Here is a 12945-nt window from a genome sequence, read left to right on the forward strand (position 1 = left end):
ATTAACTACCTTTGGGGCAAGTTAGTTTTGCTAGCCTACTTAATAAACCAAAAAACATAAAATTTAAAATAAATACAATGAATTTTCCATCAGAATTAAAATACACAAAGGATCACGAATGGGTTAGCATTTCTGGCAACGAAGCAACAATTGGTATTACTGATTTTGCACAACGTGAATTAGGTGATATTGTTTATGTTGATATCAACTCAGTAGGTACTGAAGTAAGTAAAGAAGAAGTTTTTGGAACTATTGAAGCGGTAAAAACTGTATCTGACTTGTATATGCCTGTTACTGGAACTATTTTAGCAATTAATGATGAGTTAAATAATGGTCCTGAGTTGGTTAACTCTGATCCTTATGGAAATGGCTGGATCATTAAAATTACTATTTCTGACGATAGCGAGCTTGAAGGCTTACTAAGTGCAGATGATTATAAAGCTTTAGTAGGAGCATAGTTGAAAAAGAATTACAAGGTATTAAGGTATCAGATATGGTCTATTGTTTGGACCATCGTTATTTTAATACTTTGTAATATGAAACCCCCAAAAAGCCAGGGATTCTTTTTTGAGGGATTTGATAAAATGACCCATTTAGGGTTCTTCTATATTTTAACAATATTGTTATTCTATGGAAAAATAAAGTACCAACATAATTTTAGCTTTCGCTCCCTCACGATTTTTAAAGTAATTTTAATAAATGCAATAATTGGTGGGGGAATAGAGTTGTTGCAATGGAAAGTATTCACCTATAGATCTGCAGAATGGTGGGATTTTGGTTGTGATATGCTAGGCGCTTTTATGGGCGTCTTCAGTTATATATTACTACATTTATCTAATTACAATGAAAAGGTTTAGTGGTTTATTAATTTTATTACTTGCTGTTTGTTTAAGTTCTTGCAGCTTATTCAAACCATCTTGCAACTGCCCAAAAATGCCGAGAAACCATTACAAGGCTCAATATTAACCCCTCAACTCTTTAAAATTACCCCCTTATTATTTGCAACTGTAACGATAAAGTTAGTTGTATTTAAATTGTTACCCTCTTTTTAACACACATTAACAAACTTTTCTGGCTATCCATAGTCTGATAGGTAACTTTACAAAATATTATAAAACCGAAATGAAGAATTTTTTACAAAGAACAATAATTGCTGCCCTACTATTTATTAGCTATACGGCGGCTGCCCAAAACACTGGGTCGGCAACTGGTAAGGTATTAAATGGTAAGGATAAATCTCCAGTTGATTACGCTTCCGTAGCAGTTAAACGCCTAAGCGATTCAGTTACAGTTGGAGGAACTAATACTACACAAACAGGAACTTTTACCGTTAGCGGATTAGCTCCAGGTAAATATAAATTATATGTAGTTTACATAGGTTTAAAATCTATTAACCAAGAATTTGAGATAACTGCAGCTGCACCTTCAAAAAACTTTGGCAACTTAACAATGGAAGATACTGGTGTAACCTTAAAAGGTGTTACCATTCAAGGTGAAATTCCTCCTGTTGTAGTTAAAAAAGACACTTTGGAATTTGATGCTAAAACTATTAAAGTAAAGGAAAATGCAGTAGTAGAAGACTTATTGAAAAAAGTACCCGGTGTTGAGGTTTCTAAAGATGGTACGGTAACTACTCAAGGCGAAACCATTAAACGTGTTAAAGTAGATGGTAAAGATTTTATGGGTAGCGACCCGTTATTAGCTACAAGAAATTTACCTGCAGATATGGTTGATAAGATTCAAATTATTGATGACATGTCAGATCAAGCTAAATTTTCTGGTGTAGACGATGGAAATCGTGAGAAAATCATCAATATTACCACAAAAAACGGTGTTAAAAACAAAGGTTTCGTAGGTAATAACACAGTAGGTTATGGAACTGACGATAGATATGATGTGAATTTAAGTGTTACAAGATTTGATGAAAATCAACGTATTACTTTATTAGGTCAATTTAATAATGTAAATAAACAAAACTTTGGTGGCGGTGTCGGCGGCGGCGGCGGCGGCCGAGGAATGCAGTTTTCTACTGGTGGTGGCCAACAATCTGGAATCACCACAACTAATGCTGGAGGTATAGACTTTGCAGATACTTATAAAAATGGCACTCAAGTTAATGGAAGCTATTTCTTTAACAAAACATCTTTATTTAATACGAATAATACATTCTCTCAAACGTTCTTAGGAAGTAATACAAATACAAATAGAAGTGATTTAAATAGTACAACAGAACGTTTAAATCATAGATTGAATTTTACTATTGATACAAAAATCGATTCTAGTACTTCTATCAGACTTCAACCTAGCTTCTCCTATTCGGATAACGAAGGCAATAGCGTGCAAAATTACAATAGAATGTCAATAAGGGGTAATGCGGTAGGAAAGCAAACATTGAATACTAACTCAAAATCTCCGTCTTTTAGTAATAGTATGTTAATAAGGAAAAAATTTGTACGTAGAGGACGTACTTTGTCTTTAAATGTAAATACAAGTTATAATAGTGCTGATGCTGATAATTACAACTTGAATCCAGAGATTTTGACTTCTCCAACAAACGTTGTGTCTGATCAATCACTTAATCAACTTATTGACAATGATACAAAAGCATTTAATAGTACAGCAAGATTAGTTTATACTGAGCCTCTTAGTAAGACCTTAAGCTTAGAACTTAACTATCAAAATGGTTTTGCTTATGATAATAAAGAGAGGTATACTTATGACTTTAATTCTATTACGCAACAATATGATGTTGTAGATTTGGATTACAGCAATAAATTTGAAAATAAAACTTTAACTAATGGTGTTGGTTTTAGCTTCAATAAGAATGAGAAAAAGTACAACTGGAACATTGGGTTGGGATTACAGCAAACTCATCGTGAAAATGAAAATTTAACTAAATCTACTTCATTTACCCAAAATTTTGTTAATCTAACGCCTTCAGCTACTTTTAGATATAACTTCAGTACTACTAAACGTTTAAACATTAGATATGACGGTAGAACAAATCAGCCAACTATAGATCAAATACAACCTATAGCAGATAATAGCAATACAGTAAGTGTGCCTATTGGTAATCCCAATTTAAAACCTTCATTCTCTAACACGTTAAGAGTTTTCTACAATAATTTTGATTTTAAAAGCTACCGTACCTTATTCATTGGTGCATTTTTAACACAAACATTTAATGCATTTGGTAACGATCAAAGTTTGATTCTTACTGGTGATAACGCTGGGAAAATTGCTAATGGTTACGCTAACGTGGATGGTAATTTTAACGCTAATTTATTCGGTAATGTTGGTTTGCCACTTATAAAGGGGAATAAATTGACCTTACAAATCAATGCAAGTAGTAGTTATGCAAAAAGCACAAACATAAGTGAAGGTAAAGAAAACATAACCAAAGAACTTAGTGCAAGTAATGGCTATAAATTAGTGTCTAATCTAGATAAGTTAGATTTAATCGCAGGAATTACTGGAACTGTAACTAGAGCTACTTATACCATTGGTAACAATACAAGGTTTTATAAACTTGCACCAAATATAGATATCAGTTATTTGTTCCCAGGTAATATTCGTTTACAAACTGATGTTACTTATAATAGACAAACAGGTGGTGGTGCAGGATATGATACCGACTTTACAACAGTAAACGGTTATATAAGCCGTCAGTTTTTTAATAACAGAGGAACATTTAAATTATCAGTAAATGATATGTTTAATCAAAACACAGGTATAACACGTTCAACTGGAGGTAACTCTATAACAGATCAAAACTTCAACGTGTTGAAACGTTATTATATGTTCTCATTTACTTTCTCATTAAGCAAAATTGCTGGTGTTAGTACAGGTGGACAAGGCGGCCAAAGACAAGGAATGGGTGGTATGAGAATGGGCGGAATGTAAGCCAATTACATTTTTCATAAAAAGGGGTGCGATCTAATTGATTGCACCCCTTTTTTATTTAAACATTAGCCGTGTCCTTATTTGTATTTAATATAAATAAAGGGTAAATTGCGCCATATTTAAAGTATGAAACTTTCGCAGTTAAACCCAGGAGAACAAGGTACAATCGTAGCATTTACAGATTTAGAAATGTCTGTGAAGTTAATGGAAATGGGTTGCCTTCCGGGCGAAGTTGTAGAAGTAGAACGCTTTGCCCCACTTGGCGATCCAATAGCTATCCGCGTTGCGGGATATCAACTTTGTTTACGCAAAAGCGAAGCATCGGTAATTATAATTCAATAGTACATTGGCAGATATTAAAGTTGCATTAGTTGGTAATCCAAATACCGGAAAATCTACCCTCTTTAATCTGTTAACTGGGTTAAACCAAAAAATTGGAAATTTTCCTGGAATAACCGTAGATAAAAAAGTAGGCTATTGCAAACTTAGCTCAACCCAAAATGCTGAGATTATTGATTTGCCGGGAACGTATAGCTTATATCCAAAAAGTAAAGACGAAAGTATTGTATTTCAGGTTTTAGCTGATAAAAATAACTCAAGCTACCCAGATGTTATTGTAATGGTGGTAGATGCGACAAATCTTCGTCGTAATCTTTTATTATGCTCACAAGTTGCAGATTTGGGTTTGCCTATGTTGCTGGTGCTAAATATGACCGACCTAGCAAGAAAGGAAGGCATACACGTTAACGTTAACAAACTTTCAGAGCGTTTGGGCATACAGGTTGTTGCCATGTCTGCGAGAAAAAACGACGGTCTTGATGTATTAAAAAAAGCAATTTCTCATACTACAGCAATAAGCACACAAATTAATGGAGTAGATGTAAAACCATTTGCCCCAGAAGCTATTGCGGAAGTAAAGGAAAAAATAAAAACTGAGAATGACTACTATGCTTTACAGGTTCTACACCAACATGAGCATTTGGCATTTTTTACCGAAACTGAACAAGATGAGATTGAAGCAATTGAAAAAGCACATCAATTTGAGTCAGCTAAACTACAAGGAGCAGAAACAGTTGCTAGGTATAGATACTTAAGCACAGTTTTAACAGATATTGTTTTTGATACTGGGGCAGAAAAGAAATTTAAAATAACCGATAAACTTGATTCTATTTTAACTCATAAAGTTTGGGGTTTTGCCATATTTATTTTAATTCTTTTCGTCATTTTTAACGCTATCTTTTCATGGGCAACCTATCCTATGGATTGGATTGAAGCCTCATTTGGATGGATTACGGAATTTGGCCATCAACATTTACCAACAGGTTTATTGACTAGTTTATTATTAGATGGAGTGGTGGCTGGCTTAGGTGGTATTGTTATATTTGTGCCTCAAATTGCTATTTTGTTTGCATTTATTTCTATCCTAGAAGATACTGGCTATATGTCTAGGGTTACTTTTATGATGGATAAAATGATGAGTAAGGTTGGCTTGAGTGGCAAATCTGTAGTACCTATGATTGGTGGTTTAGCCTGTGCCGTTCCTTCTATCATGGCAGCCAGAAATATAGAAAGCTGGAAGGATAGGATGATTACAATTATGGTTACACCATTAGTAAGTTGTTCGGCAAGGTTACCAGTTTACATTTTAATCATTTCTATCATTATCCCTTCAGAAACCGTTTTTGGAATAATAAATAAACAGGCATTGGCTCTAATGGCGATGTACTTAGTTGGAATTGCGGCGGCAGTAATAGTTGCTTGGGTGATGAAATTTATCATCAAAGCTAAAGAGAAATCTTATTTCATCATGGAATTGCCAGTATATCGCATGCCAAGATGGAAAAATGTGTTCCTTACTGTTTATGAAAAATCAAAAACTTTTGTGTTTGAAGCAGGTAAGGTAATCATTGCAATTTCTATCGTGTTATGGGTAATGGCATCTTTTGGGCCTGGAGACCGTTTTGATAACATAGATAAAAAATATGCATCAGCCTTGGCTGATACCACAAAAAACACTGACCATATTAATGTGCTAATTAATAGCGAAAAACTAGAAAATTCTTACGTAGGTATTCTTGGTCATTGGATAGAACCAGCAATTAGACCATTGGGTTACGATTGGAAAATAGGTATTGCCTTAATAACGTCATTTGCCGCAAGAGAAGCTTTTGTAGGTACTATGGCAACAATCTACAGTGTAGATGGGGGTGATGAGGATACCACAACAATTCGCGAACGCATGCTAGCTTCAATAAATAGCAAAACTGGGTTACCTGTTTATACTTTTGCTACAGGTATTTCAATCATGTTCTTTTATGCTTTTGCCATGCAATGTATGAGTACGGTTGCGGTTGTTTATAGAGAAACCAAATCATGGAAATGGCCAGTTATTCAATTGGTTTACATGACAGCAATGGCTTACGTGGCGGCACTGATTGCCTATCAATTCTTAAAATAGTTTTCTATCATACCTTCAAGCAATTTGCCAACTGATAATTGGGAACTGCTCACTGATTTGGGCGTGCCCCAAGCTACGCAAGGGTCAGGCTTTTCGCTTCAATCTTTTTTGCCAGGCTGCGCCTTTAAGGCAAAAAAGTATTTCCGCTACTATCCTTCACGCTTACAAACTGCAATTCCCCTCAACTCAATTATTACAAAACGCATCATTTTATTATAGGTATTTGCATTGTGCGTCATACCCAACTCGATTGGGTATCCTAATGCAATAATGCATAAAACCTAATCTGCGAATCTGCGGCTAAATAAACTACAAAACGCAATCAAATGACAATCTATTTTTGAATTTTGTTTATTTTTAAAAATTGCATTCAATTCTCTTAAAATAAATGGATAAGGTTAACGTATTAGCACAATATATGCCTGCACCTGCGGCACCTATCATTGCCAAATGGATTGATTACTTTCAGTGTGAATTTAAAATTTCAAAAAATCGTTCTACTAAACTTGGCGATTATCGTCACCCATTCAAAGATAAAGGCCATAAAATTTCCGTTAATAACGATTTAAATCAATATGCTTTTCTGGTAACCACGGTGCACGAGTTTGCACATTTGTTAACTTGGAACGACCATAAAAATAAAGCGAAACCTCACGGCACAGAATGGAAGACAAATTTTAAAAGAATGATGAAACCATTTTTTGAAATTCAGGTTTTTCCACCAGATATTCATCATACCATTACCAATTATTTAAACAATCCAGCGGCTTCCAGTTGTACAGATTTAACGCTTGCAAGAGCCTTAAAAAAATACGACACACATTTGTCAACCACCAGGGTTGAGGAGCTTCCTATTCATGCTATATTTACTTTAAAAGATGGTAGGAAATTCAAGAAAGGAGAGCGGATAAGAAAACGTTACAGATGCGAATGTTTGGACAATGGAAATATTTATCTTTTCAACCCGCTTGCTGAAGTGTTATTGGCCACTGGAACATAGACTGCTTCCTTATCTTTTATTGCCCAAGTAAAGTTTAACTTCTGATCTTTAAAAGTCATTGGATCATTTAATAGACTATCAATAAATGCATCTTTCTCTTGCACTAGAATACTGGCCGTATAGCTATTCTGAATCTTACTTCTTAAAACAATATATCTCGAATCTGGGAAAGTGGTAATGCTTTCAAAAACAACATCAAATCTATCAACCCTGTTAATTACATCATTTAATGTTTTCACATTGTCTAATAAGGTTTTATCAGCGGTTTTATTAACACTTAACGGAACATCTAAAAAAGGTAAAGATTTAATTTCGCCACCCACCGAAGCTGTTCTGTTTTCTACCTTAAATATGGTATTACTTCTTAAAAATGTTCTTGAATCCTTAAATATAGAGCCATCATCATTAGCCAATTGATTTTTTTCTTCTTCTAAAATCAAGCTGTCGTTTCTAAAATAATATTTCTTGAGGCTATTGCTTACCCCGCCATTAAAGGCGTGTTCAATTAATAAAATGGGCTGATCAGCTTCGCTATATTTTTCTACATAGAATGATAAATCGCCAAGCATATAAACCAGACTAGTGGCTTTGGTGTAGCGGTTTAGGTTTTTATTTATCGAATCTGCGTAGTGTAGAATTGAATTAGCAGTTAGGTCTGTAGTATATTGGTCGGTAATTTCTGCTTGTGGATGATCGGACTTGAATTTATTACAACCAGTAATTGTGCTAAAAACAGCAAGGAGGATTAGAATAGTGTACAATTTCATAGCGCTTTCATAAATATGAGTTTGTTTAAATTTATGTTATGAAAATGTTTATAACTTATTTTTGAGCGAAACAAGGCTTGTTTTTGCAGAGATAGCGGCGCTTCTACCTCAAAAAAACAAAACGAAGTTGCAGCCGAAAAGAAGCATAAACAAATTATTAGATAAATTTTAAACAGACTCGATGTATCTTATTTATGATAAGGCTATTATCGTGCCAAGGGTTATATGTTTTTAACCTTTTCTTCAGCCATTTGTATAAATCTCGTAACGTCGTTTTTAGAAATTATTCTTTGTGCTTCTATGCACCTGCCCATATATTCTAGGTCTAGACCGTATATTGTTGCTATATCTTGCAGCCTATTAACGTTAACCACAATCGTATCTGTTTCCCATTTGCAATAGGTACTTCGCTCAATGTTTAATAAATCAGCAATTTTTTGCTGTGAAACTCCCTTTAAAGAGCGTAGCTCTTTTAATATAAAACCAATTTTCATAAAGTAGTATGTTTTTAACCGGGAGATTGGCGTCAAAATACAAATTAATTTAATGCATTTATAGCTTGTGATTATAAATCACAAAATGTGAAAACAAATCACAAAAAAATTAAAATAAACTGTCTAGCTTTAAACTAATTATTTAGTTATTACGTGTTACAACAACTAAAAATTAAAGATGGGATAATTTTATAGCAATGAAAACACAAAAATTTAATACCCCTCCCTGCATAAAATATGCCGAACTTGTAGTTTGGCAAGCACAAAAATTAAAGGTTTTAATCTATTTTAATTTTTGATCATGGCAAGGTTATTTACAACAAAAAAAGCTAATGCAGTAGCAGTAACAGGTATGCTTTTAAAAGTGTTGGGTGTTAAGGTTAGTCAAGGTACATTAACAGACAAAATCGAAAATCATCCCAGTTTTCCAAGCATATTGGCTGTTGGAAATATTTTGACTGAATTTAATGTGCCACATACCATATTAAATTGGTCTAAAGAAAATTTCCATCTACAAAATTGTTTATTCCCATTTATTGCACATAGTAAAGCAAATGGAGGCACATTTGTGTTAGTACATAATATAGAAAATGGCGAAGTATTTATTAGTGATGAAAAAAAGAAAGACCAAAAAATAGCAGAAAATCAATTTTTAAAAAGTTGGAGTGGTAGTTTATTATATGCTGAAGCTGACACAGACAGTGGAGAAAAGAATTATCAGCTTAAACAGATACAAAATAATTTACAGCAATTAAAAGTCCCGATGCTTGTAACAATTATTTTGATTGCCATTTTAACGGGTTTCAATTTAAATATCTATAATTGGGGATATTATCTTATATTACTCCTTAAAATAGTTGGTTTAGCTTCTTCTATTTTATTGCTAACTTATAGCATAGATGCTAACAATCCTTTGGTGCAAAATTTATGCAGCTTAGGCAAAAAGAATAACTGCAATGCCATTTTAAAATCAGAAGCAGCTAAAGTAACTTCTTGGTTAAGTTGGAGCGAAGTAGGTTTTTTCTATTTTGCTGGTAGTTTTTTATCATTGCTCTTTTTGCCATCGTCTTTAAGTTTGTTGTTTTGGCTTAATATACTTTGTTTGCCATATACGCTTTGGTCTATCCACTATCAATACATCCATAAAAATTGGTGCGTGTTATGTTGCACGGTACAGGTTGTTTTATGGTTAGAAATCCTCACTCTATTTTTGGGTTTTGGCTTTTTTGCATTAAATCCTCAAGCTTTCATAATTCCATCCCTTTACCTATTGTCTTTATATTTTATTGCTCCAGTATTAATCTGGTATATATTAAAGCCAATATTATTAAAAGCTAGCGAATATAGAGTGCTTAAAAACCAATTAAATAAGTTTAAATATAATTCTCAATTGTTTAATCAGGCTTTAACTAGCCAAGCTAGGTATGCCGTGCCTGATGATTTAATGCCAACCGTTTTAGGTAATCCAATTGCCGAAACTATTATTACTATGGTAAGCAATCCATTTTGCGGTCCTTGCGCCAAAGCCCACGAGACTTTAGAAAAATTGTTAGATAATAGAGATGATATTCGGCTGAAAATTGTGTTTGCTACTGCTGACCATGATAATGATGAAAAAACAAAAATAGCACGCCACATAGCTGCATTAAATTTAACAAATAATGCAACCTTGGTAGAAAAAGCTTTAAATGATTGGTATGCCTTACGAGAAAAAAAATATGATGTTTGGGCAAGAGATTATCATGTAGAAATAAATGAACAAGTTAACAATATATCAAAAAGACAAAAACAATGGTGCGATTTAGCTGAAATTACTGTAACTCCAACTATACTTATAAATGGTTACAAGCTGCCCGAACCTTACCAAATTGCCGACTTAAAATTTTTGATAAACTAAAGCCTATACCTCCAAGGGAGTTAAGAAAACCCAAAGTTCGAACAAAATACTTTTTGAAGAAAGTATTAGGGGAAAGAGGCAGCCCGATTGCAAGCGAAGCCGCCTCCAAGCTAATGGATGTTAGCTTTAAAACCTGCCCCAAGGTTAATTGGTGCCGCATTAAGCTACCCAGCGCAAAAAGGGTGGCACAAAAAAATTTAAATAAAAACAATTTTATGAAAACTTTAAAATTAAACCCAAATGCTTTTGCAGGTGCAACCCAACTGAGCAGAGCTGAAATGAAAAATGTTATGGGAGGGTCTTTAGAAATATCATTAAGTGATGAAGCTTGTGGACAAAAAATGGATCCTTGTGGTCCTAAAGGCTGTTGCCCTGGTCTAGATTGTTCGGATGATGTATGTGTAAAGGAATAAACTAAAATTAGATAAAATATTATAACAGATCCACTTAAAGAATTTATTGATTTGTTATAATATTTTTTGGTTAATGAAATCTATGAAAAAATAATTAGATATATATTTTGCTAGACAGTAATTAATGGAAATATATTGCCAAGCTAATAAGATTAATGTATGGACAAGTTTTTTTTAAAATGGATGATTTGAGGTGGATGTATCTTAAGGAAAAGGATTTTTATTGTGTTATTAAGAAAATTAAATTAATATCAATATGAAATTATTATTTTTTTTTCTAACCCTTTATTTCTGCAATTTAATCGGCGTGGCGGCTCAAGAAACATCAACTAGCTCTTTTTTTATATTGAATGGCAAAGTATTAGGACAAGAAAATGGTAAAATTATACTAAAAAATCTTAATACCAATAAAAGTGATACCTGTCTATTACAAAATGGAAAATTTTATTTCACAGGAGAAATAACAGAGCCAACTAGAGTTGCGTTAAGGGGAGCTGTGAAATCAAATTCTGATACTGATTTAAATGCAGTAATTTTTTATATTGAACCTACTATTATTGATGTTGAGCTTAAATATAATGAATTTAAGAACCTAAAGATAAGTGGTGTGAAAACTCAATTAGAATATGAACTTCTAAATGATAAAATAAAGAAGCTCGAAGATAAAGGAAGCGATCTTTTTGTTAAAATGGAGAAGATTTATAAACAATTTATTATAAGCAATCCAGAATCTTTTGTAAGCTGCTATGCATTAAGACTTTACAGCAAGGGTTGGCCAATTGATACAGTTAGTTTTTTATATAATAAATTAAGTAATGGGGTTAGAAACAGTTTTATTGGAATAAAAATAATCGAAACCATCAACAGAAGAATTAATAATATGTCTGGAAAACCAGCTAAAGGTTTCTTGTCAATTGATCTCAAAAACAAGATAATAAATCTTTCAGATTTTACAGGAAAATATGTCTTACTCGATTTTTGGGCAAGTTGGTGTAAACCATGTAGAGAAAACACGCCTGCGTTAATTGAGATATTTAAAAAATATCATAATAGTGGTTTAGAAATTATTAGTATAGCAGATGATTTTAGTCCAAACGACTGGAAAAAGGCAATATTTCAAGATGGAACCCAAATTTGGCACCATGTTTTGAACGATATCAAAAAAGATATGAATGGAAACCTTAACAGATCAATGTCTATTGCAGACAAATATGCAATAAATCTTTTGCCAACCTTGGTTTTGATTGATAAAAATGGAATTATTTTAAGTTATTATGAAGGGGTAGAACAAGTTAGAGATTTAAGTCTAAAGCTCAATGAGATTTTTCAAAGATAGTTTTTAGATTTCATTTAACTGGTGAACCCTGTAGGTTGATTATGTATTTTTTTAAAGTCAAGATTCTAAATTACGATGTTAACTACATAACATCCCCCTACCACACCCTCTTTAAAGCTTGAAATAATTGGACTTAAAATATTTGATAAATTAAAAATCCTACCTGTTATGCAGTTAGGCTCCTAACCTACTCCAAAGAGAAGGGAGTTAAGAAATCCCAAAGTTCGAACAAAATACTTTTTGAAGAAAGTATTAGGGGTAAAGAGGCAGCCCGATTGCAAGCGAAGCCGCCTCCAAGCTAACGGATGTTAGCTTTAAACCTACCACCAAGGTTAAATTGGTGGCGCATTAAGCCGCCCCTGCGAAAGAGGGAGGCATAACAATTAAAAAAACAAATCTATGAAAACGTTAAAATTAAATCCAAATGCTTTTGCAGGTGCAACCCAACTTAGCAGAGCCGAAATGAAAAATGTAATGGGTGGTTTGGTGGAAAATGGCAGTGGTGCTATCAGTGTACCATGTACTTATTATTTTACAAATGGCACTTCTGAAAGTGGAAGTGTAACAGTTCCTAGTGGTGCTCCTTATTCGACTGCAGAATTATTTGCACAAGATTTTTGTGCACATGATATATTCTGCGTATCAGTAGAATGTGGCGTTTAAAAATGAATTTACAT

General features: G+C 33.4%; 12 protein-coding genes. 10 read left to right on the forward strand and 2 right to left on the reverse strand.

Features of this window, described 5'->3' with window-relative positions; genetic code table 11:
* The first annotated feature begins 77 nt into the window (after positions 1-77).
* The 6 genes from gcvH to R2Q59_RS16725 all read left to right on the forward strand — a co-directional run bounded on the left by gcvH (position 78) and on the right by R2Q59_RS16725 (position 7361).
* Positions 78-458 (forward strand): glycine cleavage system protein GcvH, encoded by a 381-nt coding sequence (gene gcvH, locus R2Q59_RS16700; RefSeq protein ID WP_316771093.1) that lies wholly within the window; start codon positions 78-80, stop codon positions 456-458.
* Positions 459-536: 78 nt separating this feature from the next.
* The gene (locus R2Q59_RS16705; protein WP_316771095.1) at positions 537-857 is read left to right on the forward strand and encodes a VanZ family protein; all 321 of its coding nucleotides are present in this window, start codon (positions 537-539) and stop codon (positions 855-857) included.
* Positions 858-1122: 265 nt separating this feature from the next.
* Positions 1123-3903 (forward strand): outer membrane beta-barrel family protein, encoded by a 2781-nt coding sequence (locus R2Q59_RS16710; protein ID WP_316786345.1) that lies wholly within the window; start codon positions 1123-1125, stop codon positions 3901-3903.
* Between the two features lie 126 nt (positions 3904-4029).
* Positions 4030-4245: a ferrous iron transport protein A gene (locus tag R2Q59_RS16715; protein WP_131552127.1), complete on the forward strand. Its 216-nt coding sequence runs from the start codon at positions 4030-4032 to the stop codon at positions 4243-4245.
* A 13-nt stretch (positions 4246-4258) separates the two neighbouring features.
* Positions 4259-6361, forward strand: a complete 2103-nt coding sequence (feoB, locus tag R2Q59_RS16720; protein ID WP_410478287.1) for a ferrous iron transport protein B — start codon at positions 4259-4261, stop codon at positions 6359-6361.
* Positions 6362-6749: 388 nt separating this feature from the next.
* The gene (locus R2Q59_RS16725; RefSeq protein ID WP_316786347.1) at positions 6750-7361 is read left to right on the forward strand and encodes a SprT-like domain-containing protein; all 612 of its coding nucleotides are present in this window, start codon (positions 6750-6752) and stop codon (positions 7359-7361) included.
* Here the strand turns inward: R2Q59_RS16725 and R2Q59_RS16730 are convergent.
* Both R2Q59_RS16730 and R2Q59_RS16735 read right to left on the reverse strand, forming a co-directional pair.
* On the reverse strand, positions 7313-8128 hold the full coding sequence (locus tag R2Q59_RS16730; RefSeq protein WP_316786349.1) for a hypothetical protein: 816 nt from the start codon (positions 8126-8128) through the stop codon (positions 7313-7315). The genes R2Q59_RS16725 and R2Q59_RS16730 overlap by 49 nt on opposite strands.
* Positions 8129-8349: 221 nt before the next feature.
* Complete coding sequence (locus R2Q59_RS16735; protein WP_316786351.1) at positions 8350-8622, reverse strand: helix-turn-helix transcriptional regulator; 273 nt, start codon at positions 8620-8622, stop codon at positions 8350-8352.
* 301 nt (positions 8623-8923) lie between these two features.
* On the opposite strand from R2Q59_RS16735, the gene R2Q59_RS16740 reads away from it, so the two are divergent.
* From R2Q59_RS16740 to R2Q59_RS16755, 4 genes are all read left to right on the forward strand, one after another.
* A complete protein-coding gene (locus R2Q59_RS16740) occupies positions 8924-10519 on the forward strand; it encodes a cysteine peptidase family C39 domain-containing protein (RefSeq protein ID WP_316786353.1) in 1596 nt (531 codons plus the stop codon).
* Positions 10520-10572: 53 nt separating this feature from the next.
* Complete coding sequence (locus tag R2Q59_RS16745) at positions 10573-10932, forward strand: hypothetical protein (protein ID WP_316786355.1); 360 nt, start codon at positions 10573-10575, stop codon at positions 10930-10932.
* 256 nt (positions 10933-11188) lie between these two features.
* Positions 11189-12268, forward strand: coding sequence for a TlpA disulfide reductase family protein (locus R2Q59_RS16750; protein WP_316786357.1), 1080 nt, complete (start codon positions 11189-11191; stop codon positions 12266-12268).
* A 399-nt stretch (positions 12269-12667) separates the two neighbouring features.
* Positions 12668-12931 (forward strand): hypothetical protein, encoded by a 264-nt coding sequence (locus tag R2Q59_RS16755; protein WP_316786359.1) that lies wholly within the window; start codon positions 12668-12670, stop codon positions 12929-12931.
* Positions 12932-12945: the final 14 nt, after the last annotated feature.

The sequence above is a fragment of the Pedobacter frigiditerrae genome, assembly GCF_032678705.1.
Lineage (GTDB): Bacteria > Bacteroidota > Bacteroidia > Sphingobacteriales > Sphingobacteriaceae > Pedobacter > Pedobacter frigiditerrae_A.

Bases quoted from the DNA above. Each gene is read 5' to 3' on its own strand.
- gcvH (WP_316771093.1), top strand. From the start codon at position 78: ATGAATTTTCCATCAGAATTAAAATACACAAAGGATCACGAATGGGTT.
- R2Q59_RS16705 (WP_316771095.1), top strand. From the start codon at position 537: ATGAAACCCCCAAAAAGCCAGGGATTCTTTTTTGAGGGATTTGATAAA.
- R2Q59_RS16710 (WP_316786345.1), top strand. From the start codon at position 1,123: ATGAAGAATTTTTTACAAAGAACAATAATTGCTGCCCTACTATTTATT.
- R2Q59_RS16715 (WP_131552127.1), top strand. From the start codon at position 4,030: ATGAAACTTTCGCAGTTAAACCCAGGAGAACAAGGTACAATCGTAGCA.
- R2Q59_RS16725 (WP_316786347.1), top strand. From the start codon at position 6,750: ATGGATAAGGTTAACGTATTAGCACAATATATGCCTGCACCTGCGGCA.
- R2Q59_RS16730 (WP_316786349.1), bottom strand. From the start codon at position 8,128: ATGAAATTGTACACTATTCTAATCCTCCTTGCTGTTTTTAGCACAATT.
- R2Q59_RS16735 (WP_316786351.1), bottom strand. From the start codon at position 8,622: ATGAAAATTGGTTTTATATTAAAAGAGCTACGCTCTTTAAAGGGAGTT.
- R2Q59_RS16740 (WP_316786353.1), top strand. From the start codon at position 8,924: ATGGCAAGGTTATTTACAACAAAAAAAGCTAATGCAGTAGCAGTAACA.
- R2Q59_RS16750 (WP_316786357.1), top strand. From the start codon at position 11,189: ATGAAATTATTATTTTTTTTTCTAACCCTTTATTTCTGCAATTTAATC.
- R2Q59_RS16755 (WP_316786359.1), top strand. From the start codon at position 12,668: ATGAAAACGTTAAAATTAAATCCAAATGCTTTTGCAGGTGCAACCCAA.